Consider the following 24507-nt stretch of genomic DNA (forward strand, 5'->3'; position numbering starts at 1 on the left):
ATGAAAAAAAAATTGGCAACTCCTTTTTTGGGATTGATCAGGCTGTATCAACAGCTGATCTCTCCCTGGACGCCTGCGAGTTGTCGGTACCAACCCACCTGTTCCCAATACAGCAAAGAGGCTTTGGAAAAATATGGACTCTGGAAAGGCGGTAAACTCGCGCTGAAAAGGATATTGAGTTGTCATCCTTGGGGAGGAAAGGGATATGATCCCGTGCCTTAAATGTTGGATGCATAATGTACCTTAGCAAAAAAAACAACGGTGTCTTCATCCCAAATTTTGTTAACCATTGCTGCCTACTTTGCTGTGTTGGTGGCTATTTCATTTGTCGTAGGTCGCAAAGGTGATAGCGCTACCTTCTTTAGAGGAAATCGATCCTCTCCCTGGTTTGTGGTCGCATTCGGTATGATTGGAGCTTCCTTGAGCGGAGTGACCTTCATCTCGGTTCCAGGAGCGGTAGAGGAAGGCGCAATGAATTATTTTCAGGTGGTACTGGGATATGTGCTGGGGTATCTTGTAATCGGCACCGTACTCTTGCCATTATATTACCGTAAAAACCTGACCTCTATATATTCCTATCTGGAAGAACGCTACGGCTCGGCCGCACAAATTACGGGTTCCAGCTTTTTTATTTTGTCCAGGATAGTCGGTGCAAGTTTTCGATTATATCTGGTAGCGGGAGTATTACAAACTTTTGTCTTTGAACAAATGGGGGTAGAATTTTGGCAGACGGTCACATTTACCGTATTGTTGATCTGGCTGTACACCTTTAAGTCTGGTATCAAAACAATTGTTTGGACGGATACCCTTCAAACTCTTTTTATGCTATTGGCCGTGGGTGTAGCCATATACTACGTAGCCCAAAGCATGGACCTCAACGGATTTGGTGAGCTCACTGATTTTATTGCGGAAAGTCAATATTCTCAAATCTTCTTTTTTGACGATTGGAAAAGCGGGCAATATTTTTTCAAGCAGTTTTTATCTGGCGCGTTTATCGCCATTGTGATGACTGGTCTGGATCAGGATATGATGCAGAAAAACCTGACTTGTCGAAGTCTGGGTGACGCACAGAAAAACATGTTTTGGTTCACCATTGTTTTGACGATTGTCAATTTGGTGTTTCTAGGACTAGGGGTATTATTAACCGCTTTCGCGAAAGCGGAACAAATTACTGCCAACAAGGATCAATTGTTTCCCGCAATCGCCCTGGACCAAAATCTGGGTATTGGTTTAGGACTGTGTTTTATATTAGGACTGGTGGCTGCGGCCTATTCCAGTGCAGACAGTGCGTTGACCTCTCTGACCACTTCTTTCTCTGTCGATTTGTTGGACCTTGAAAAAAAATATAATCAGCAACAGCAACAAAGGATTCGCAAATGGGTTCATGTAGGCTTTTCTCTTGTACTGATTGGTGTGATCGTGGGTTTTGAATATTTGATCAAGGATGACAGTGTGATCAACAAATTGTTTCAGTTTGCTGGATACACCTATGGTCCATTACTAGGGTTATTTGGTTTTGGAATATTGACCAAGAGAAGACTTCATCATTGGGCAACCCCCATCATTGCGATATGTTCGCCATTTTTAGCCTACGGAATTAGCGTCTGGGCCATGGCTGCCTATGAATTTGAATTTGGCTTTTTTATACTGTTGGTCAACGGTGCCTTATGCTTTTTGGGACTGTTTATAGCGTCCCTGTTTCAGCCACATTCTAATACTGACGTGTCCCCAGCATAACCAGTGTACAAGCTACTTCAGGAAAGATACCATTCTCTTTCAACAGCTGTTGGAATTCAGGATTTTCCGTTCCCGGATTAAAGATCACGCGCTCTGGCCTCAGATTGAGGATATAATCATAATAAGAAACTTGTCTTTTGGGGTTTAAATACAGCGTCACCGTATTGATATCAGTAAAAGGAACCATCTCTGTATGGATTTTTACGTCATCAACCACCCCTTCCCGCAGACCTATAGCTACAGTTTCTATGTTGTTTTTGCGCAATCTATGAATGGCTATATTGGAATATCGCTCCACCTTAAGTGAGGCTCCCAATACCAAAGTTTTTTTGGACATTTTTATCATTTAAGCTGTAACAATATACAAAATGTATCGTCTTTTAATTGAAGGAAGTGATAAAGCCTTCTGATTTATTTGGTAATTGAATTTTATGAAAAAGAAAATTCAAAGGTTAATAATCGTATAGTTCATAATTAATGGTTAGTGTTATTATACGATTTAGAAATCCCGGGCTTGCAGGCCCGGGATTTTGTTTGTAGCAAATTAGGTACTCTCCTCTTCTTTGCAAATTTTGGTTGATCTTTGATGCCAAATTAACTTCCGGATGAACCTGCTGCGAAGAGCTATTTTATTTATGATATTGAGCACCATGGCTTTTGCCGTGATGAACACCCAAGCCAAACACCTCTCTGAACAAGGCTTTAGTGCCTACCAATTGCTCTTTTTCAGATCACTGGGTACCTTGATGATTACTATGCCTTATTTGGTTTGGAAACGCATGTCTATTTGGGGGAATAAAAGAGGTTTATTGGTGTTGAGAGGAGTAGCGGGAGCTGCCTCACTATTGTTATATTTTGCCTCGTTGTCTCATCTTCCTGTAGGTACGGCTGTGGTCCTGCGTTACCTCTCTCCTATTTTTGCAGCTTTCATTGCCGTGGTATGGCTGAAAGAATCGGTACGCCCCATTCAATGGTTGTTTTTTCTGTTGGCTTTTGCAGGCGTGCTGCTCATTAAAGGAGTAGGCGGAGACATGAGTTGGCTGGGGCTCGGACTGATTCTTTCCTCTGCTATAATCTTGGGGTTGGTATTTGTGAGTATTGCCAAGATTGGAACTTCCGATCATCCCATGGTTATCATCAATTACTTTATGGCTATGGGAACCATTTTGGGAGGTTTGCTCAGTATTTATTTCTGGAAAAACCCCATCGGTACGCAGTGGTGGTGGTTGATCGGTCTGGGATGGATAGGCTTTATAGGCCAGTTATTTATGACCAAAGCTTTCCAGATGGCAGCAACGCACCAAGTCGCCCCCTTAAAATACCTGGAAGTTCTTTTTACCGTAATGATGGGTATCGTTTGGTTTGGCGAATTTTACAGCCTGTGGGCTTTACTAGGTATGGTAATGGTACTGACGGGATTACTATTAAATATGTTTTTTAAATCCGCTAAATAGTCTAAGTCTTTTTTTAGCCCAAATGCACGGGACGCACATTTGCAAGGCTTGCCCCTCATGGGCTAAAAGTTTCAGCTCATGTTGTATTTGACAGCAACTCTCGTCTATTTCAGAATCATTCTAATAGAAATATCGGTGAGCCACATTCGTAAGATTTTCTTCTCTTCAAGCTATTCTTTCACCACCTACTTTCAACGGCTGTATATCCTGTACAACCAGTTTCCTTTTCCCATGAAAACCAAATCAAAAATCCCATTTTAAACCACCTCCCTCTTTTGTAAAACGGATCAAAGTATTAACAAAACGATTCTATTTTTTTCATTTTCGAAAAAATAAATAAGAAAATTTGCCAAAAACCTAAAATCCGCTTATTTTGGGTGACCAAACTGGTCAACCAATTTTTTGCTTTATCCGATCGACACCACTCCTTTTTGCCCATGAAAAAACTATTGCTCGTATTATTGCTTTGCTGCTGCGTCTCCTGTCAAAAAAAATCAAATGATGAAGTCAAAAAGGACTCGACATCTTCAGAGAATGATGCATCGCCCCAACTCTTGTTAACCAAGAGCGGCATTGAAGCTTTTAGACAATCAGATGCAGCACTCTTGAACAATTCTACCAATGAATTAAAGCGTCAAGTGAACCGTATCCTTAAGGACGCTATAAATATTCCCTTACCCAAAGACGCTGGTGGAGGATACACTCATGAACAGCATAAAAAGAATTACGCTTCATTATATCAGCTGGCTATCTCCCACAGATTAACTGCTGACAGTACTACATTGGCTTATATCAAAAAGATGTTGAAAGGCTATGCTGATCTTTATCCGCAGTTACCCCTTCACCCTAAAGCCAAGGAAAATCATCCCCCAGGAAAATTGTACTGGCAAGGTCTTAACGAGGCGGTTAGTCTCTTTTATATCATACAGGCTTATGACCTGAGCAGGGAGTTTATGACGCCAGAAGAACGCAAGCATGTAGAGGATAACCTACTTCGGCCCATGGCCGATTTTCTGAGCGTGGACAGCTACGACATATTTAATAAAATCCATAACCACGGGACTTGGTCAGTGGCTGCCGTTGGCATGACCGGTATGGTTTTAAAAGATGACGACATGGTTGAGCGGGCCATAAGAGGATCCAATAAAGACGCCAAGACTGGATTCCTGGCCCAATTGGACCAATTATTTTCTGCAGATGGTTTCTATGCTGAAGGTCCGTACTACCATCGTTATGCGATTTTACCGTTTATCGCTTTCGCGAAAGCGATCCAACAAAACCGCCCAGAGGAACAAATATTTAGCTACCGTGACAGCATCCTCCAAAAGGCGGTCAAAACCTTGCTACAATTGACCGACGAGCAAGGAAGGTTTTACCCCATCAACGACGCGATTAAAAGTAAAACCTGGGATTCCCCCGAAGTTTTATTTGCCACAAATATTGCCTATGCAGCTTATGAAGACCCAACTCTGTTACCAGTGATCAAACATATGGGAAAGGTTTCCTTTACCGATGCTGGTGCACAGGCCGCTGCAAACATTAATTCAGAAACGCCCATCGTCTATGACCGACCCAGCCAAGTCATCAGGGATGGCGTTGAAGGTAATAAAGGAGGAATTGCCCTCTTAAGAAGTCCGCAATTTGGAAGCGGACAACTACAGGCCGTATTCAAATTTTCTACCCAGGGCATGGGTCATGGGCATTTTGATCGATTAAGTCTTTCCGTATATGACCATGGGGAGGAGATCATCCCAGACTACGGCGCAGCCCGTTTCTTGAACATAGAGGCTAAACGTGGCGGCAGATACTTACCAGAAAATAAATCCTATGCCAGACACAGTATTGCCCATTCTACGGTTGTCCTCAATGAACGATCTCACTACAACGCCCAAGTTGAAAACTCTGAAGACCATGCTTCCATTTTAGTAGATGCCCAAGTTCAATCGGATAGATGGCAAAGCGTGACCGCAATAGACAGTACCGCCTACGATGGTAGTGATTTAAAACGCAGCTTGGTCATGATCAACGATAGCAGCATCACCCATAGACCTTTTATTATTGATTTTTTTGAAGTTACCGCTGAGGAAAAAACGAGCATGGATCTTAACTATCCTTTCGAGGGGGATATTATTCACACTGGATTTGACTACACCAGGCCTTTAGAAAAAGAAATTTTGGGCGTGCAAGATGGGTATCAACATTTGGAAGTGCTGGCAAAAGGCCAGCCCAAGGACGGGACAAATTTCATTAAGTTTACTTTCTTACAAGCCGGGAGGTTCTATACGATTAGCAGTTTGACAGATCAGAACACCGAAATACGTCTCACCCAAACTGGCGCCCTGGACCCAGAATTTAACCTGAATAGTCAACGCCATTTACTGCTTCGACAAACCGACAAGGTCCATCACAATTTTGTAACGATTATTGAACCACACGGTTTTTTTGACCCGATCAATGAAACAGTTGGCCAACCAGAACCTACAATCCGTGGATTGAGTTACGAACGTCAAGGCAACGTTGACATTGTTAGTTTTGAGGCTGATGGAAAAACCTATCTTTATGTAAAAGTTAGAGAAAATGATCGCCTAAAAAATCACCGTATTAACTATAACAAAAAAACATACACTTGGGAAGGACCTAAGTATTTAATCAAGATACCATGAAAAATCAAAAAATCATTACTCCTTCATTTTTTAAAGACAAAGATCACCCTTGGGAGACTGTTGGAGAGGGAATCTCTCGGCAGTTTGTAGGTTATGACACGCAAATCATGATGGTCAAAGTGAAATTTGAAAAAGGAGCACAAGGTTATGTACATGACCACTTTCATTCACAGGCTACCTATGTGGCCTCTGGAAAATTTAAAGTAAGTATCGACGGACAAGAAAAAATATTGGAAGCTGGTGATGGCTTTTACATACCGCCCAATCTTCCGCATGGAGCTATATGCGAGGAAGCGGGTATGCTGATCGATGTTTTCTCTCCGATCAGGGAAGACTTTTTAGACATCAAAGTGAATAAAAAATAAAACACATCATGAAAAATAAAGGAAGAGTAGCCATAGTTACAGGAGCAACAGGCGGGATTGGATTTGAAACTGCTAAGCGCTTGGGCACGGAAGGATTTATTGTTGTTCTGAATGGTCGTAATGATGAGGAGGGAGCAAAACGTGTCCAGGAGCTTAAGGAACTGGGAATTGATTGTGCTTACGCTGGATTTGATGTCACGGACGAATCACTTGTAACTCAGCATATTGAACGCATAGGTAAGCAATATGGTCGTATTGACGTGCTGGTCAATAATGCCGGCGGATTAGTAGGCAGATCCAGATTTGAGGAAATGACTACTGAATTTTATAAATCCGTTATGGCTTTAAATCTAGATTCGGTCTTTTTCACCTCCCGGGCGGCCATCCCATTTTTGAAAAAAGGAACCCATCCAACGATTATAAACTACACCTCCAATGCAGGTTGGACTGCTGGAGGTCCTGGAGCCGGAATCTATGGAACTTCTAAAGCCGCTGTTCATGCAATGACCAGAGCACTGGCCAAAGATCTGGCCGAATATGGCATCAGAGTCAATGCTGTTTCTCCAGGAACCATAGATACCAATTTTCATGCTCAGATTAAATCCACTAAACCCGAGGTTTTTGCGTCTTGGGCCAACAATATCTTGTTGGGCAGGTTAGGTAAACCAGAAGATGTAAGCGGTGTAATTGCTTTCCTCGCCAGTGAGGATGCCTCTTTTATTACTGCAGAAACCATCCAGATAGGCGGTGGACAAGCTTTGGGTATCTAATCAAAACAACTTTAAAAAAAGAGGCCGTCCAAAAAGAAACTTCATACTGTGTATGGACTTTTTGGACGGCCACTTTTAGTTTTTGGTATCAACTAAATCTCAGTCGAAATTAAAGTAAGCCTTGGCATTGTGGTAACAGATATCACCCACTATTTTACCCAGCCATTGTTCATCTGCTGGTAGCTCTCCTTTTTCTACATCTGCACCTATCAGGTTACAAAGTATCCTTCTAAAATATTCGTGACGTGGAAAGCTCAAAAAGCTGCGTGAATCAGTGAGCATCCCAACAAAAGTACTCAGCACACCCAAGCTGGATAAAGCATTTAACTGTTTCTCCATCCCATCCTTTTGGTCCAAAAACCACCAGGCTGCTCCATATTGCACCTTTCCTTTGATGGTTCCATCATTAAAATTACCCACCATGGTGGCGATCATTTCATTATCTGCTGGATTCAAATTGTAAATAATGGTTTTTGTCAATTGGTCTGTGGAATCCAGGGCATTGAGGAAATTACTGATCGCTCTGGCGTGAGAAAAATCACCCATGGAGTCAAATCCAGTATCTGGCCCCAAGCGTTGTAGGAGGCGCTTATTGTTGTTTCTGATAGCACCCAAATGAAACTGCTGGGTCCATCCTTTTTGGTGATACATACGACTCAATTCAAGGCTCACGACTCCGATAAAATATTTAGCTTCATCGGCAGTGAGGTGTTTCCCAGAACGAATGGTCGTGAATAGGGCTCCTGCGGTCAAGTCATTACGTTGTTCATAATAGAGTTGTTCCAACCCATAATCGGCCAAACGGCAGCCTTGATCATGAAAATAATCTACCCGATCCTGAAGGGCCTTGAGCAAATCTGCATACGTATGAATGTCAAAACCTACACAATTACCTAGTGTCTCCAAATAGGCGTTGAAGGCCAATGGATCATCTACCCCAAAGGCTTTATCGGGTCTGAAGGTAGGTCGTACCTCAGGATTTAAACCCTGCTTTTTGATGGATTGGTGGTCACCCAGATCATCGGTAGGGTCGTCAGTTGTACAAAGAATCTCTACTTGTTGCTGTTGAAGCAGTCCAACGGTAGCATGTGAATTCTGCTGCAACTGTTCGTTGATTTGCCCGTATACTGTCTTGGCGTTTTCGGCAGTCAATAATTGATCAATACCAAAATACCGTAACAATTCCAAGTGCGTCCAATGGTATAAGGGATTGCGCAATGTATAAGGCACAGCACCAGCCCATTGCTCAAATTTTTCTTGATCGGTGGCATTACCCGTGATATATTTTTCATCGATTCCTAGAGCTCGCATGGCTCGCCATTTGTAGTGATCTCCTGCCAGCCAAACCTGGGAAATATTATCAAAAGAGCGATTGGTCGCAATATCTTGAGGTGACAGGTGATTATGGTAATCAATGATCGGGAGACTTTTGGCTACATCGTGATACAATCGTCTTCCAAATTCATTCTGCAATAAAAAATCATCAGTGATAAAAGTCTTCATTCAATCAGTATTCTCGGTTTAGATGAAGCAAAGATGGTATGAATTCCGCTGATCAGCAATTTTGGACGTGTAGGAATAGACACCTGAGATCTATATCAGGTATAGGATTGTACTAATGGGTCACTTCCAACGCATACAGCTTTACCGTTGCGGCCGAACGCTCATCCGTACTTTGCATATAGACCCCAGCTTTAAAGTAGCTGTCGAATTTCCATTTGGCCAAACTTACATCCTGGAATACATGCGTATTGCCATTGACCTCAACATCTAACCTGCCAGCACTGGCTTTAATTTCAAGATCAAAAGGTTCATAGCCTACATAACCAAAATTATGGGAAATATCAGTCCAGATCGTATTGCTTCGACTATAAAGATCATCTCCAGTTGTATTCTCATCCCGTAATGTTTTTTTATAGGCATAAAGATATCCATCACGCCACTGCATCTTCAACAGAGGTGGCGCAGAATCAGAGCTAAGACCAAGCCTAGACATCTCTGCAGGTGGTACAATTCCATGAATCTGTGCGATAATGAATCTATCCTTGTTTAAACTTCCTGTACCGTAGTTATCTGTAGCGTGAACTACTTTCATACGCAGGCGCATCTCACCACCCGAGGCTAGATTCCAATTATCCCTAGAATTAGAGGTGTTGATCAGTTCTCGTAGCTCAGTACGTGGGTAAGGGCTATTGGTCGTTGTAGCACCTGCCCCTGAATAAGTAACATGGAAAAGTATGCCGTCAGCATCAGAATCATCATACATCCAGCCTTGCAGTGGTTCTAGCGAGCGATAACCTCCATCTTTGAGTTGGCTTGGAAAATACTCGTCCGGTTTGCTATCGTTGTTGGTATCTACCGGTAGGGTCACCTTCCAGTTGGTAAAATTGATCTGACCCAGGTCATCCGATGGATCTCCCTCATTAGGATCCACCAGCTGGATACGTTCTACTTCTTCGGCTTCATCTTCTTGACAAGATCCCAGAGAAAAAAAGATCAACGACAGACTTACAAGAAAAAACAAATAATTTTTCATCATATAAATATAGACAATAGCGCAAAGCAAATCATTATCAAAAGGTTAATACCCAGAAACTTTGATGTAGTTAAACAGCCACTTTTTTCCTTCTGCCTTGACCTCTGGGTACATCCAGTGCGCAGCATCATAAGCTACTGTGACATCTTTGGGTGATGATATGGCATTCAACAAGGCGGCTATAGAACTTGCCGGACAAACATTGTCATTGAAACCGTAGGCATAAAAACCTGGAGCCTTGAGACGTCTACCAAAATTCACTACATCATAATATCTGGTAACCTTCATTTTCTCTCCAGAAAAATCAAAATCAGGCTCATAAATCCTGGGCCATCCTCCGGCACGCCCATTTTTGAATCCCTCCAGATCTGACAACGCCGGATAATAGGCAGCGATAGCATCCACTCTATCGTCTAGCGCAGCGGTCACGATAGTCAGAGCTCCTCCCTGCGAGCCTCCAGTAACGGCTAAATGCTCTCCATCAAATTTATCTACCGTATGGATGAAATCGATCGCACGTACACAAGCGGTGTACACTCTTTTGTAATAGTAGGCATCCCGATCGTCCATGCGATTCCAGTAATATTTATACAGCGCCCCCTTTTTCAAATCTTTATAAATCGAACTGTCGTATAAATTGACAGGAATCCCGTGTATGCCTATTTGCAGGGAAATGACCTCATCTTCTACATCGGTGCCATGATAGGGTCGCACTCCTGCTCCAGGCACATGCAAAACGGCTGGGAATTTACCTTCCTTGCGTGGCACCATGAGAATGCCATAGATATGCGAATTGCCCGTATGATCAAATCTAATGTGATAGGCCAGATTGCTGGGGGTATCCTTCTTTGGCAATCTTGTATACAGCGGATTTAACTCAATCTTCCTCGCATCCTTGAGCGCTTTCTTCCAGAATTGATCAAAATCGGCTGGCTCCTGCGTAAAGCTGCGGATCTCATCCACTGCTACCCCAGCCGTAGCCGTATTTTTATAGCTTTTACCATCTTCTTCATAGCTAACCTGCAAACGTATAAATCCAGGGTGATCCAGGGCTATACCTTCAATTTTACCTGTACCGTTTTTAAGTGTGGTGGAAGATGTTATTTCTGGTTGCATCTGTTCAGGGCCAATTTGGTATTTAATTCGAGCATTAGGCACTGTTTTTCCATATTTGTAGACTGTCACATCAAAATCGGCTCGCTCTCCTACTTCATATTGATAGTCGGTGCTATGAGGAGCTACCATGATACGTATAAGATCAGCCTTTTGGGATTGCGCTTTGATTCCAAAGGCAAAAAACAAACATATACAGGTGATTATTATCTTCATATTAGCGTAATTCGATGATTTTAAAATCGGCAAACTTTACTTGTTCATCCCTTAACTGATGGGCATGTTTAAGACCGCGATAAATGCCCCATTTGGGACGTAGAAATCTAGCTTCATCTTTCCACATACGCAAATCTTGTTGATAAGTCAGTAATTTTCGGTTGTCCCGCTTTCGCGAAAGCGTCACTTCCAGCCTCCCGTCTTCACCAAATAAGATCTTTTCTTCCACATGAATCCACTCCCCCAGAAAGTCGGCCATATCCTGTCGCACGAGGGTTTGTTGTTGATCAGCACTAGCATACCGCAACTCAAAACTTTGGCGATCAGATTTATCCCGGAGCGTAAAAGTGAGGTTGGGCATATTTTCCTGAGGGCCGCCAACTGCCTTGATTTGATGGATATGAGTAAACGCTGCACTGGCTTGAAAATCACGGTCCAGTTTAAAGTCCCAGGAATAGTGATGGGTTTCACCTGCTGTTCCCAGAGTTGATGCTGGAGAAGGTCCGTAGGTTTTTATTTCAGTGCGTTGTTTGTCAAAACGCTTGCACCGATCTGAATCCTTTTCTACATGTGCATGAAAAACAAATACGTCCTTATCTAATTCCGAATCGTACACTTGGGTGATATGTGCACCAAAGGAAGGATGACTGCAGTCACTTACCTCTACTACATTGTGACCCGGAGCAAGTATTTCATTGATCAAGTCGTAAGTATTTACGGATGCATCGGCTTCCAGATAAGTAACAACGCCAACGGCTCTATCCTGTTGAAATAATAAGGATAGAGCCGTGATGGGAAGCAGTATGTACTTCATGGTTATTTCACCAATAATTTAAGCGTTGCTGCTGCTTTTTCGGCGGTAACGCGCAAGAAATAGGCTCCAGAATTTAATGGAGAAATATCCACTCGATCCTGGTACTGATTGACTTCTAGTACTTTTTGACCAGTGATATTGAATATTTCCAACGCCTCCCATTGTCCATCTTCTAACTCCAAGCTAATGGCATTGCTGGCTGGATTAGGGTAAAGTCTTACTTCTCCAAGAGAAAAGCTTCCTGTACTCAAAGTGTTGCGTAATCCAGGAGTACCAAACTGACCGGCGGTACCGAAGGCTGCAGTGGCTACATTCCAGGCGCTGGATAAATCGTTGGCAATATAGTCCGTCGTATTGGATTCAATAGACGCTCCACCAGGGGCACCCATGGCTGGAAACCCTATTGGGGCAGTTCCATAACCATAATCATAAGCTACACGATCAATTTCAACACCTGTATCGGATACAAGAATGGGTCCATCTGTTTCATTATCCGTGGTGTCTGAATCATCAAATGAAGATTCATTGTTCATCCGTAGAAAACCATTGGCTGTACTACTGGTATTGGGGTCTTGGGAAACAAAACCGTATCCATAAGCCACATTAGTAATGCCTCCATTCAAATTGGGGTCATCAGAAGCTGCCAAAACAGCGTAACCTCCTGCAGGTACCACGACAGAGGTATTGATCAAGTGGGATTTAGAAGCTCCCGAACTGATATCACCAATCACCCAATTCTGCAAATCAATGGGGTTAGAGGTCGTATTCAAAACTTCAAACCACTCGCGTTCTGCTTCAGTTCCGTCAGGGTCGATCATCAATTCCGTAATGACGATATCACCAGGTCCTGCCACAGGCATTCCTCCACCAGCAAAATTAGCTGTTCCAGGTGTTCCCACAGCCCCATCGCTACCGTACGTAGCGGTGCTTTGTAGCCAGTTGGCAGACAAGTCATTAGACGCCGCGTCTAGGGTATTAGCATCCAATTGGTAGCTCGTAAAAGTAGGCGCTCCCATTGCAGGCCAATCATTTAATCCTGCGTATCCAAAACCATAAAGGATTTGGTCGATCACCGTACCACTGGCGGTCTCTAGGCGTATCCCATCATCGTTGGTTGAACCATTGGCATAGGTGCTTTCGTTATTCCAAGTAGGATAGCTAGTCCCTGATCCTGGTGTTGGTGGGCCTCCTACAGGGCTATTGTAGCTATATTCATAGATGATATTGTTGGCCGCTACGGTCATTCCTCCATTTAAAGCAGTATCATCGTTAGATACCAGTGTAGCATAAGAGTTGGCAGGAACGATCACCGGTGTCGCAGAGGTGATAACGTGGGCCCTGCTGCTGCTGGACTCATCAAAAATTGTCCAACCATTCATATCTATATTAGCATTGGTGGTGTTATACACCTCAAACCATTCGCGTTCGCGTTCATTTCCATCTGGATCAATCATGATTTCAGAAATGATAATGTCACCTGGATTTTGCGCCATTGCAAAGCATGCGGTAATCAATGACATGAGAAGTAATTTTGTTTTCATAAGTAATTGTTTTGCTCGATTATTGCTTGAATTGTAAACCAATGGGTAGGTATAGAGCTATTGAATTTTAATCTTCAGCTATAGCTACCCATTGGTAGTTGTATTAATTAACCCGCTGGGCTAAACTCGTCTGTAACATCCCTGGCACCAAACTCGGTCAATACGCGATCTGTAACGATCAGCCAGTCCCAGTTGAAATGTTCTGGCAAAGTGGATGTGCTGCTACCCGTAGTTAGCCTCATCTCAAATTTGGTTCCTATGCTAGTCAGATTGGGAATAAAGTTTTTCAGTCGTACGGCGATTAATTCCCAATTGTTTCCGGTATTGGTAGTAGAATTTTGCCATCTTCTGCGATTCGGGTTTGAAGTTCCTCCCAGATACAATACAAACACAGGCTCTGTACCTTCTGAATTCATCCAAAAATGCAATACCGGATTATCATTGAATTGTGTAGAGTCCAAGATATTCATCCATGACATGTTACTGGTATTATCTTGGACTTTAGTTCTACCAATCGTAGAACCAGTGGCCGTATTCATTTCCAATGAATAATAGGAATTCCCAGGAAATGGAGGTTGGTTACCGCCAGTGACAATTTCGTGCGTAGCACCTGGATCTTTAGTGAGGTCCAGAGTCATTACACTCTCATTTAAAGCATCAAATTCATAATACTGCTCATATTGACCATTGATGTATGGTATTCCTGTTTGAGAAAGGGTTCCTCCTCCTTGGAAGTCAAAGTTCACATCAACATAACCAGTAGCTATACCTGAAGGGACATTAAACCTAACCTCAGTTGGGGTTTGGGAGTTAATGCTGATTGCAGTACCATTCACATCTCCTGAAGTAATCAAGTTCATGTCCTGACCGGTTACGATAACTTCGTTGTCTCGGGACATCACAGCAGGAAAACCTTCTAGTGTTGGTTGTGGTAAAATGATTTCAAAGCCATTAGCTATAGTAGCGGTAGCTGGTCCTGCACTGGTAAGATAGGCGATCTCTACATCCACAAAACCAACATTGTTCGGAATACGAACGACCAAGGCTTGGTCTTCCTGAAATTCAATAACACCTTCGGTACCTCCAAAGGAAACAGAAGTCACAGAACCAAGGTCAGTACCTGTAACATTGATCAGCGCATTTACATCGCCAGAAGCTGGCAAAGCTGCCGTAACTGCAGGTACTGGATAGGTTACCGTAAGTGTTTCTGAACTTACAGCCTCCTTACCTTGCTCAGTAACGATCTTTATGACACCAGAACTAGCGTTGTTAGGAACCTGAATCTCTAGCAACTCACCAGTGATACGAGAAGTTATGGTGGCTTCCGTATCTCCAATAAAAGCTTGATTAGCAAAATTCAGAAAAGTCCCCTCGATGGAAACTGTAGAATTTACCGCAGCGGTTCCAGGAGAAAAACTAGTAATAGTTGGCTGTTTGGATCGGATCTCCTCTACCGTTTGATCGATCTCTGTATCTGCATCACAGGCTACAAAAACACCTGTAACGATGGTAATTACTACCAATATTTGATATAAATGCTTCATTGTATTACTTTTTTAATTCTTTTTGAATAATTCCAATTTCTTGTTGATCGGCTCCTCCTTTAAATAGGTCAGAACCTTCTTTAGCCATAAAAAAATCTGTATCCTCCCATCTGGGATTATAGCGATCGAGATTGATTTCTTGCGCATCTCCCGATACTTTTACCCTTCCGCTATTATAAACTACCGTATGCTGAATCTTTTGATTTTCTCCCTTCAGATGGACGATGCTTGTTGTAGCTCTCGAATTGTCAATTACAGAATTGCGGATCATAGCATTCTGGATGCCTCTCACCTCGATGATTCGACCTTTGGGAGAGTCATCTACCCGATAGAATACACAATGATCGATCAACAAATTACCGCCCGATGAGCCTGGTTCTTCTCCAGTTCTTAGATAATTGATCGCAAATTCCTCAATATCAGCAAATGAGCTGTTATAAAGATAAATATATTCTGCATTATATTTTCCTACCCCATCTTTTTGATACGACAGATTCAAACCGCGGTAAGCATTTTTTATTCTAGAGTTTTTGATAGAAATAGTATCGGCTTTGGTACCTTCATAAGCCTTAAATACTGCACCTCCATCTGTATTGGTAAAATCCAAAATATCGACCTGGTCCAAGAAAAGACTATAAGGGACATTTCCAGTTCCATTGGGTGAGGAGATGGCATATTTTACCGCACCGGTTTGGTGACTACCTACCAACGTGAGATTGTCCAAACTCAGGGATGGCGCACCTTCCATCCTGAACATGTACTGTGGTGCATTTTCGGCATTCGGACTCACCTTAATTATTGATTTGCCTCTTCCAGCGCCTTTTATGGTCAATTCATTGCTCAACTTGTTCCCCTTGGTCAGCAAGTACTCACCCTCCTCCAGCAGGATAGTTGTAGGACCTACGGAATTCTTTATGGCTTTTTCCAAGGTTTTTTCTCCAGGAGCTATCTTGACTTCCACGGGTTGGATATCCTGATCCATATTGCGTAAGTCTGAAATTTTCAAATAACTTACCCCAGCTTGTGAAGTCAAAGCCAAGGGTGGCTTTGGGTTTCCTGGTACCACGGCACCTGCTCTAATTTGGGATCTAAAAGTTCCACTGGCGTCCACCCTTACCTTTGGTTTGGTGGTAACTCCTGCCAGCTTTTCATCATCAGTCCTGGACGGGACCGGGATCCCGTTAGGTTCTTCCATATTGTATTGGACACTGCTGACGCCGTCGTGGTCCTGAATAAGCGTTGGATTCACAATATTACCTTCTATGCGTATACCAGAGATATCCCCAACCACTTCTAGGGCCATATTACGCTCAGTACTATAAAATAAGTTATTGGCAAATACCGTATTCTCAGGAGCTGCAGTAGCATTGTCCCTGGTGTTAATCGCTAGGGAGACCGGTGAACTATTGACAATGGTATTGTTTTGCATCACTCCATCAATGACCTGATCGTATTCATTCAACTCGGCATTAGGAATTCCATTCATGATACACAGCGGCGCTCGATAGCCGTCACCTTTCACACCTATGATGATATTGTTTTGAACAATATTCCCTTTATTGATCATACGTATACCACCAGTATTAGGATTGTTATTTCCAATAATCAGGTTACCTTCCACAAGGTTGTAGTCTCCATGCCTTAGGGTGATGGTCCCCTCGCTTTCCAGGATCAAATTATTTCGTACAATATTGTTGGCCGATTTGATCGATATGATTTCGATTTCTCCATTACATTTTTCGAAGAAATTATTTTCCACAATGGTTTTAGAGGATTGTTTGGAATACTGTGAAGTCCCAATCCTAATTGTTTCCCCTCCATTAAATCCCAGTGGAATGCGTTCACCAAAGTAATTGTGATCGATCTGGTGCTGGTTGTCGACAGATTCCTTTAACCGAACAGCAACCACGGGTCCTTTATTGAGTTTCCCTTGAAATACGCAGTGATCCAATCTATTCCCTTTTCCGTGCAGGGAGACATAATAACTGGTTAAATCGCGTTGTTGGGGTCCTACATTAATGACTGCACAATTGGTGACCCTGCTATAGCGTGCAGGTGTATCGGAATCGGCTTCAAATCGTATGACATGGCTGTCTCCTGGATCACCACCATCAAACCAAAGACCGTGGACCTCCAAATAATCACCCCCCAACCTCAAGGTTGAACTTCCAGTAAGTTTTACTTCTCCAGGTGTTTGTGATCTTAAGACTATGGGCTTTTCAGACGTTCCCATCGCCTTGAACTTAATATTTACATCTTTCCATTGTCCATCCTTCATCACGATGGTGTCACCAGGCTGGGATTTTTTGATGGCTTGCTTCAATTCCTGAGCATTGTTCACAGGGATATTTTGCGCTTTCGCGAAAGCGAAACACAATACAAACCAGATCACGATGTACAAATATTTTTTCATGTAATTAGTATCCTACATTTTGTGCAACAGATGGATTCAAGTCAATCTCATATTGCGGTATAGGCAATAAGGTCTGAAACTCCTGAATGGGCTGTGTGTTAAAAAACGGAGCATCCGGGTCATTGTACTGAAAATCCGTTCTGAAATGCTCATTCATCACCGCTACAGCGCGTCCCGTGCGCACCAAATCAAACCACCTGTGATTCTCAAAGGCAAACTCACGGCGACGTTCTTCTTCCAGGGCTAATTTGAATTCAAAAAATGTATCCACATTAGCATCAAGCACATCGGATTGTCCTGCTCTGTTTCTGACATCATTCAAATAACCTATAGCTTCAGGAGTGGGGCCTGAGTTTTCATTAATAGCTTCGGCAAGCAACAACAATGCATCTGCATAACGGCTGATGATCCAATCGTTAGGCGCGTCTTCCACGTTGTTAAAATCTCCATTGTACTTACTGATAAATCGCTCTTCGTTCAGGTTTCCACTGTTGTCAATCCATGAAACGGAAAAATTGACTCTGGCCCTAGGATCGTTTGAGGCATATATGTCTTCCATCCCCTCGGTAGGCACATTGAATTCTTCTCCTCCACCGAATACAACTGCATTCTCACTCGCTCGAGGAGAAAAAAGATTGGCAAACGGACTTCCCAATCCTACCAACCCAGATTGATAACGCACGCCAAAGAAAACTTCGTCGTTCATTTCGTTATTGGGATCAAACACGTCCTCATAGTTGTCCAACAATCTTCCACCGCTCATATTGACCACATCTCTTAAGATGATTTCGGCTTGGGTTACGGATTGCGGAGTCCCTTGTGTTAAAAGTGCCTTACCCAATTCCAAACCAGCAGCCCATTTAGTCACCCGGCCTACGTCGTCGCCAGAATAACTATCAGGTAAATTGTCATATCCGAACTGTAAATCTTCCAAAATTACCGCATAAGCATCGGCCACACTTTGACGCTCCAGATTTCTGGCTTGCGAAGCATCTATGGTTTCTGTTACCACAAACACACCTCCGTAAAGTCGTGTGAGATTAAATAGTGAATGCGCTCTTAGAAATCTAGCTTCACCCTCAAATTGGGCAGCAACCTCTGGATCATCGACCACAGCCAGATTTTCCAATACATGATTGGCTTGACCAATGGTACGATAAGAAGCTCTCCAGTAGCTGGTGGTGAATTCATTGAGCGGATTTGAAACAAATCTATCCAATTGCCTGTAGGGCACATTGGCATTCTGAGAGTTGTCAAAGCTGAGCTGTGTGTTGTCGCTGCGCAGTTCTGTGACGACCCATTCGTCCAATTGTTTTAAGTGTAATGATTTATAAGCGCCAATCAAGGCCAATTCTACCTCGTCTGTGTTGGAATAAAAGGAATCTGCCCCAATATCAGAGATAGGTTCCAATTCAATCGCATCCTGACAAGAGACGATGCAATTGATCAACAAAAGGGCGGCAGCTATTTTAATTAATGTTGTCTTCATCATGTGCTTTTTTAAAAGGTGATATCAATTCCAGCAGCAAATTGTCTGGCAAGAGGATCTGCTCCTCTTTGGTATCCTGAAATAAGTGGCGAACTATATTGACTGGAGGTACGTACCTCCTCTGGGTTGTTTCCGTAGTAATCGTCTGCAAAGAAGTATAGCAGATTTTGTGCCGAAGCGAAAACCCTGAAAGAATCCAAGCCCAATGCATCTGTTACTTTATCTGTAAAAGTGTATCCTAAAACCGCTTCTCTCAAGGCTACATAACTGGCATCTTGAATCAAGTGGTCAGTTGCAGTCCACTCTCTTCCTACTCGACCTGTAGGCTGAGAGGCAGGAATATCCGGATCTACCCATCGATCTTCTAAGAAATCGGTGTGCAATGCTCTGGTCTCGATGTAAAAACCATCGCCGTAGAATACTTCGGCACCATGGCTTCCCTGAAACAGGAAGTATAGGTCAAAACCTTTATATCTGAAGGTGTTGGTAATACCCCAAGTAAAATCCGGAAACGGACTTCCCAGTGTAGTTCGGTCGGCAGTGGTAATCACACCATCACCGTTGATATCTGCTACGCGCAATCCTCCTGGTGAATCATCTGCAGAACTTGGGTTGTTGTCAATTTCATCCTGGCTTTGCCAGATGCCAATGGTTCTGTAGCCAAAAAATTGTATAGCCTCATCACCTACTCTGGAAATGTATTGATCCTCGCGCTCACCATCATTGATAAATTGTTCTTCTCCACCTAATGAAATGAGCTTATTTCGGTTTGCACTTATGTTCCCTGAAAAGACCCAATTGAAATCACCGAAGTCGAAATCTGTGGTTACGACAAATTCAATACCACCGTTCTGAATCTTTCCGACGTTATTGATAAAGTTATCGTGACCTGTAGCATAACTTACATTTTGATTCAACAGCAAATCTTGGGTAATGGAATAATAGTAATCTGCAGTGAAGCGTACTCTCTTATCCAAAATAGCTACGTCGAGTCCGATGTCATAAGAATCTGTTTGCTCCCAACTGATACTTCTGTTAGCCAAGGTATTTCCATTTTCAGCCAAACCTGAGATAATGGTACCCGGCCCTTCTCCCAAAGAATAATTGGAAGGGAAAAGCAAGTTGGTAAAGGAATAGTTATCGATATTGTTGTTACCAACGACTCCGTAACTGGCACGCAATTTTAACTGGTTAACGAATGTAATATTCTCATTGAAGAATTTTTCATTGTGCACATTCCAGGCTGCACTAGCCGATGGAAAGAATCCGTATTTGTTATTTGGCCCAAATAAAGAACTACCATCCACCCTGGCGGCGGCAGAAATCAAATACTTGTTGTCATAATTATAGTTAACCCGCGCTAACCCAGATAGCAAGCCAATTTCTTCCTTCAGCGTAAAGGTATCGTTGGCATCGATGATAGTAGCTGCATTGATGGTATCAATAAAGTCAGTCGGGAAATTAGTTCCCAAAATACTGGAGGTTTTAAGAAAAGTATATTCATAAGTTCCTCCTAGTAGGAAATCAAAATCGTGATTACCGGTTTTCCAATCATAATTAAGGGTATGTTCGGTAATTACTCTGTTGCGTACTCCGTTCACATCTTCGGCAAAGGATTGTCCATCACGACGTGCCTGTGAAGTACGGAAGCGCTCATCGGTACGCAACCTGAAATATCCGCCGATACGTCCCTGATAATCCAAGTTTTTGGCAATTTTCCAGTCAAACTTACCGTCTGCTACAAATCTGTACTCATAACGTACACGATCATCCTCTAATAATTTAGCCAGCGGGTTGTTATTACTGGATCCCCAGATACTAGATTGGGTAAATGATTGTTCCTGACCGTTTTCGTCGATATAAGTAAAGTCCAGGTTTCTAAAGTGTCTTGCATGCGCATAACTACCTACAGGCTCGCCCGTCAGATCGCTACTGAATTGGTTATGATAGGGCGCGAAGAAAGCATAGTTCCTGGAAAAATCAGAAAAATCAACGGCCGTACGTTGTTGTCTTGAATAGGATGGTCTGAAGTTCAGGCCTATTTTCACCTTGTCACTTAAACGAGTGCTGAATCTGGCTTGTAGATTTAGTGCTTTATAATCTGTATTACGCACCAAACCTTCATCATGGACAAACTGTCCTGAGAAATAATATTTTGATAAACGACTGCCACCACCAACATCAAACTGATAGTTTTGGATAGTGACGTTCTCGGCCTTTGCCTGATCCAACCAAGCTGTTCCGTTACCATCAGGACTGGTTCCTTGAGCTACAATACGTCGGGCCAATTCTAAATTAGAATAACCCAACTGATCTGGGGTACGTCCATCCCGTGCAGCTTGAGCATTTTCAGCCAATTGACGTTCACGACGGGTGAAATCAGTAAACTCTGTAGTATTCAGCATATCTGGCAGTCTCAACACCGACTTTACACCAGCAAAGGATTTGAAGGTAAATTTAGGTTCACCATCACCGTCCTTCGTGGTCACCAAGATAACTCCATTGGCACCCCTGGATCCATAAAGTGCGGCAGAACTTGCATCCTTCAAGACTTCGATAGATTTAATAGAGCTGGGATTGATAAATTCCAAAGCATCAGCAATGGGAAAACCATCTACAACTACCAGCGGACTACTACTAGCAGTAATGGAAGACAGACCGCGAATATTGATTTCGGGGGACTCTCCAACTTCTCCAGAAGTATTTTTAATCTGGACACCGGCCAACTTCCCTTTTAAAGCATCCGCTACACCAGAATAAGTGAGTTCATCTAGATTTTCATTTTTAAGCTGAGCAACAGAATTGGTCAGATTACTACGCGAGGATTTACCATAAGCCACAACGACGACCTCATCCAGCGTCTCTTCATCGACTTCCATCAAAATTTCTAAGTTGGTTTTTTCACCGACGAGAATGTTTTGGGTTTGAAAGCCGAGAGATGTTACAACAAGAACATCTTCTGGACCAGCCTGTATGCTGAATTTACCTTGCAGGTCAGTCACCGCGGCCCGATTTGTATTTAGAACCTGTATGGTCGCTCCCAACAAAGGTTCCAGGTCTGCTCTGGAAGTCACCGTTCCGGTAATCTCCTTAAGTTCCTGCGCAACGGCTGTTGCAGACAGACAAAACAGCGCCATGATAAATAGTACTTTTCTCATATTGTTGATTCACATATTTTGAGAAGTACCCTTTAAAAAACAAGCCTGAATACTGGGAACACATTAAGAGAATATGTGCCCATTAATTCTTAATTTCGCTTTTTAAAGAGTAAAACTCTTTTAGTTGATTACTTTTATAAAGGCACGAGTGGCAGCTCGTGTCTTTTCTTTTACTTTTTTTCAATATAGTCACGCAACGACGTGAAGTGAATATCCAGCGCCTCTCCGGCAGCTGATTCATCCATCATTCGTATCGCATCCACCATCGCCTGATGTTCAGTGATCAATTTTTCCCCTTGGGTTCGGTCACAGATATACTCCTTATTGAAATGACCAATAATATCTGGGACCAATATTTGCATCAAGCCGTATAGCACAGTATTACCGCTGGCCTTAACAATGCTGACGTGAAATTTGATATCCTCAATAAGTGAAGGTTCCTTATTTAGGATACGCTCCACAAATTCATCATGCGCCCGCTGAATTTCTTTCATGGAAGCCTCGGTCCTTCTGATGGCAGCCAGTCGTACCGCATGGGTTTCCAGAATCACTCTGGTTTCCACCAATGATTTAAAATCTGGGGTATCCAGATCCAATACATCAGTCATCATGGTATTGATGCTAGGATTACCCAATCCGGTAACTACAGAACCGCTTTGTGGCATGGTTTTAATTATACCGTAAAATTCCAATTTTTGGATGGCGGCGCGTATTTGGTTACGGGTCACTCCTAATTTTTCAGACAATTTTCTTTCCGATGGCAACCGGTCACCCTCTTCCAACTGGTGCTTTTCTATCAAAGCCTTTATATTGGTCACGACCTCATCTCGGTCGAAATCGTTTTCGTTTTCGACCGTAGGTTTTACAATTTGTAAGCCGTGTTCCAGCATTTTAGTTGATGATTGTTAAATTGGTTTACCAAATTGGTTGCCCAAATTAAATCTAAATGTTAGAGATATGCAAATATTAGTAGGGTGTAATTCAGAATCTGGACAATTTTCACCCCTATTAACACACATTTGTTAATGAAGAACTATATCTGACAGGCCTTTGCCGTTTGCACCGCTTGTCGAATGTCCATCGCCAAACCATGAAAATCACCATCAGCGATTTTTTTCTTGTCAAATAATTGGCTGCCCATACCTACACAATTCACACCTGCTTTAAACCAGGCGCCCATCGATTCTTTGGTAGGCTCAATACCACCCGTGGGCATGATGGCCAGATCGGGCAGGACGGATGCTACCGCTTTCGCGAAAGCGGGCCCCACCACATTAGCAGGAAATATTTTAATCATTTGACAACCCGCGTTTTTGGCGGTGATCGCCTCTGAAATGGTCGCGATTCCAGGAATATAGGCCAAATTACAGGTTGCAGCATAACGAGCCAATTCGTCCACCCAACCGGGTGAAACCATAAATTGTGCACCAGCGGCAACAAATCCAGTCGCGGTATCCACGTCAAATAAAGTGCCCACCCCTAAACATAGATCTGAATAGTCATGGAAATGTTTAACTGCCCTAGTAAAACTTTCCAAACCATTGTCTCCACGATTCACAAATTCGAAAATGCGTACACCAGCGTCGTAAGAGGCTTGGATGGTTTGAATAACCACTTCAATATCCGAATGGTAAAACACAGGAACAATCTTATGTTGCTGTGTCAGTTCTATAAATTGTTTGGTTTCCATTATCTCAACAGTCTTCCTACGTTATTTCCATTGACCAATGCTTCCACCTCTTCTTTGCTACTCAGGTTGACATCCCCAATAGTACTATGTTTCAATACCGAGGCAGCCACCGCAAATTCGATACTTTCCTGCGGCTCAAGATGAAGCATTCCATAGATCAACCCAGCCATAAAGGCGTCTCCACCACCTATACGGTCCACGATGTTCTTCATTTCATAGGTCTGGGATTCATAATATTGACCGTCTTTAAGTAAAACGGCAGTTAGCTCATTTCTGGAAGCCGACATGGCATTGCGTATGGTTTTGGCAAAAGCCCGGATATGCGGGTATTTTTCCTTCACCTTTTCACAGTTGCGCTGCCAGTCATCATCCTGTATTCCCAGGCAGTTTTCAAGATCCACACGGCCGCCCACTACCACATCAGTAAGTTCGACCAATCCCGGCATGATATCTTGTGGCTGCTTGCCGTATTGCCAGAGGTTCCTGCGGTAATTGATATCACCGCTGGTAGTCATGTTTCGTTTTTTAGCTTCTTTAAGCGCTCTCAGGGTCAGATCTGCAGCTTTTTGTGATATGGCCGGAGAAATCCCACTGTAATGGAACCAATCTCCATCTTTAAAAACTCGATCCCAATCTACTTCTTCCTCATCCAAATGCGCGAAAGTCGTATCAAACCTGTCGTAAACGATACGAGAGGGTCGTTGCATGGCACCAGATTCCAGGAAATAAATGCCCAGTCGACCTTCTTTGCGTACAAGACCTCTTCCACTTACACCATTGAGCTTTAGGAATCGGGCCACCCTTTCCCCTAGATCATTGGTGGGAAGGGCTGTGATATGAATGTTCTTTAGTCCAAAATGCGCAAGTGAAACACCTACATTAGCCTCAGAACCTCCAAAGGTGACGTCAAAGTTCACGGTCTGAAACAATCGCTTGTAATTGGGAACGGTGAGGCGCATCAGCACTTCACCCAGGGTAATAACTTTTTGGGCCATTGATAATTT

19 protein-coding genes are annotated in these 24507 nt (G+C 43.0%); 6 read left to right on the forward strand and 13 right to left on the reverse strand.

Annotated elements, in window-relative coordinates:
• Together yidD and EGM47_RS08075 are read left to right on the forward strand one after the other, a co-directional pair.
• Positions 1-222 carry a membrane protein insertion efficiency factor YidD gene (gene yidD, locus EGM47_RS08070; RefSeq protein WP_124980259.1) on the forward strand — a complete coding sequence of 74 codons (222 nt, stop codon included), beginning with the start codon at positions 1-3 and terminating at the stop codon, positions 220-222.
• A gap of 39 nt (positions 223-261) precedes the next feature.
• Positions 262-1737 carry a sodium:solute symporter gene (locus EGM47_RS08075; protein WP_124980260.1) on the forward strand — a complete coding sequence of 492 codons (1476 nt, stop codon included), beginning with the start codon at positions 262-264 and terminating at the stop codon, positions 1735-1737.
• On the opposite strand, the gene EGM47_RS08080 is transcribed toward EGM47_RS08075, so the two are convergent.
• Positions 1712-2074 carry a CoA-binding protein gene (locus EGM47_RS08080; RefSeq protein ID WP_124980261.1) on the reverse strand — a complete coding sequence of 121 codons (363 nt, stop codon included), beginning with the start codon at positions 2072-2074 and terminating at the stop codon, positions 1712-1714. The two genes, EGM47_RS08075 and EGM47_RS08080, sit on opposite strands and share 26 nt — an antisense overlap.
• A gap of 268 nt (positions 2075-2342) precedes the next feature.
• Between EGM47_RS08080 and EGM47_RS08085 the strand changes: the two genes are divergently transcribed.
• The 4 genes from EGM47_RS08085 (at position 2343) to EGM47_RS08100 (ending at position 6989) form a co-directional block, all read left to right on the forward strand.
• Positions 2343-3191 carry a DMT family transporter gene (locus EGM47_RS08085; protein WP_240642339.1) on the forward strand — a complete coding sequence of 283 codons (849 nt, stop codon included), beginning with the start codon at positions 2343-2345 and terminating at the stop codon, positions 3189-3191.
• A gap of 437 nt (positions 3192-3628) precedes the next feature.
• A complete protein-coding gene (locus EGM47_RS08090; RefSeq protein ID WP_124980262.1) occupies positions 3629-5854 on the forward strand; it encodes a heparinase II/III domain-containing protein in 2226 nt (741 codons plus the stop codon).
• On the forward strand, positions 5851-6219 hold the full coding sequence (locus EGM47_RS08095; protein WP_124980263.1) for a cupin domain-containing protein: 369 nt from the start codon (positions 5851-5853) through the stop codon (positions 6217-6219). Before EGM47_RS08090 ends, EGM47_RS08095 begins: the two co-directional genes overlap by 4 nt.
• Positions 6220-6227: 8 nt before the next feature.
• The gene (locus EGM47_RS08100) at positions 6228-6989 is read left to right on the forward strand and encodes an SDR family NAD(P)-dependent oxidoreductase (protein ID WP_394341790.1); all 762 of its coding nucleotides are present in this window, start codon (positions 6228-6230) and stop codon (positions 6987-6989) included.
• Between the two features lie 99 nt (positions 6990-7088).
• Here EGM47_RS08100 and uxaC read toward each other — a convergent pair whose 3' ends face one another.
• The 12 genes from uxaC to EGM47_RS08160 all read right to left on the reverse strand — a co-directional run bounded on the left by uxaC (position 7089) and on the right by EGM47_RS08160 (position 24498).
• A complete protein-coding gene (gene uxaC, locus EGM47_RS08105; RefSeq protein WP_124980265.1) occupies positions 7089-8492 on the reverse strand; it encodes a glucuronate isomerase in 1404 nt (467 codons plus the stop codon).
• 112 nt (positions 8493-8604) lie between these two features.
• Positions 8605-9525 carry a polysaccharide lyase family 7 protein gene (locus EGM47_RS08110; protein ID WP_164510844.1) on the reverse strand — a complete coding sequence of 307 codons (921 nt, stop codon included), beginning with the start codon at positions 9523-9525 and terminating at the stop codon, positions 8605-8607.
• 45 nt (positions 9526-9570) lie between these two features.
• Complete coding sequence (locus tag EGM47_RS08115; protein WP_124980267.1) at positions 9571-10854, reverse strand: acetylxylan esterase; 1284 nt, start codon at positions 10852-10854, stop codon at positions 9571-9573.
• Between the two features lies 1 nt (position 10855).
• Complete coding sequence (locus EGM47_RS08120; protein WP_124980268.1) at positions 10856-11668, reverse strand: heparin lyase I family protein; 813 nt, start codon at positions 11666-11668, stop codon at positions 10856-10858.
• 2 nt (positions 11669-11670) lie between these two features.
• Complete coding sequence (locus EGM47_RS08125; protein ID WP_124980269.1) at positions 11671-13209, reverse strand: lamin tail domain-containing protein; 1539 nt, start codon at positions 13207-13209, stop codon at positions 11671-11673.
• Positions 13210-13316: 107 nt separating this feature from the next.
• Entirely contained in the window at positions 13317-14753 is a 1437-nt protein-coding gene (locus EGM47_RS08130) for an IPT/TIG domain-containing protein (protein WP_124980270.1), read from the reverse strand.
• 4 nt (positions 14754-14757) lie between these two features.
• On the reverse strand, positions 14758-17166 hold the full coding sequence (locus EGM47_RS08135; protein WP_124980271.1) for a polysaccharide lyase 6 family protein: 2409 nt from the start codon (positions 17164-17166) through the stop codon (positions 14758-14760).
• Between the two features lie 4 nt (positions 17167-17170).
• A complete protein-coding gene (locus EGM47_RS08140) occupies positions 17171-18655 on the reverse strand; it encodes a RagB/SusD family nutrient uptake outer membrane protein (protein WP_164510845.1) in 1485 nt (494 codons plus the stop codon).
• An 11-nt stretch (positions 18656-18666) separates the two neighbouring features.
• Complete coding sequence (locus tag EGM47_RS08145; RefSeq protein ID WP_124980273.1) at positions 18667-21813, reverse strand: SusC/RagA family TonB-linked outer membrane protein; 3147 nt, start codon at positions 21811-21813, stop codon at positions 18667-18669.
• A gap of 170 nt (positions 21814-21983) precedes the next feature.
• Complete coding sequence (locus EGM47_RS08150) at positions 21984-22703, reverse strand: FadR/GntR family transcriptional regulator (RefSeq protein WP_124980274.1); 720 nt, start codon at positions 22701-22703, stop codon at positions 21984-21986.
• Positions 22704-22846: 143 nt separating this feature from the next.
• On the reverse strand, positions 22847-23503 hold the full coding sequence (locus EGM47_RS08155; RefSeq protein WP_124980275.1) for a bifunctional 4-hydroxy-2-oxoglutarate aldolase/2-dehydro-3-deoxy-phosphogluconate aldolase: 657 nt from the start codon (positions 23501-23503) through the stop codon (positions 22847-22849).
• A complete protein-coding gene (locus tag EGM47_RS08160) occupies positions 23503-24498 on the reverse strand; it encodes a sugar kinase (RefSeq protein WP_124980276.1) in 996 nt (331 codons plus the stop codon). Before EGM47_RS08160 ends, EGM47_RS08155 begins: the two co-directional genes overlap by 1 nt.
• Positions 24499-24507: the final 9 nt, after the last annotated feature.

The organism is Nonlabens xiamenensis, from assembly GCF_003865345.1.
In the GTDB taxonomy this organism is placed as follows: domain Bacteria; phylum Bacteroidota; class Bacteroidia; order Flavobacteriales; family Flavobacteriaceae; genus Nonlabens; species Nonlabens xiamenensis.